This is a genomic window from Pseudomonas sp. AC463 (assembly GCF_979253585.1).
In genome coordinates this window covers 1-277 of record NZ_CEEDDZ010000544.1, presented here as the reverse complement: position 1 = coordinate 277, position 277 = coordinate 1, and the positions used below count along the sequence as shown (strand labels likewise).

The following is a 277-nucleotide window of genomic DNA, read 5'->3' as shown; positions in this document are numbered from 1 at the left end:
GATTAGAACAGCGTGGCGACAGCCGCTAGCGCGCGTTGCACGAAACCCTATGTAGGAACTCGCATCACGGGAGAAGACGCGCATGACCGACATCGCCTGGACCGTTCGCACACTGAAGGCGGCTCTCGACCTGAGCGAGCCTGTGCAGGGGGGCGAGTTCGGCCTGCGTATCGTGGAGGGCGCCGATCCGGTTTTGCTGGTGACGATGCACAACCACGGTGATCTCGAAGCGTATGTGAACGTAAGCGCGGAGCAGATCGCCGCCTCGGTACTGCTA

General features: G+C 61.7%; 1 protein-coding gene. It reads left to right on the top strand.

Annotation, left to right across the window (positions count from 1 at the left end; genetic code table 11):
* Positions 1–82 precede the first annotated feature (82 nt).
* Positions 83–277, top strand: a 195-nt coding sequence (locus AC0IYH_RS31335; protein ID WP_471838117.1) for a DUF2170 family protein, incomplete at its 3' end; no start/stop codon positions are given.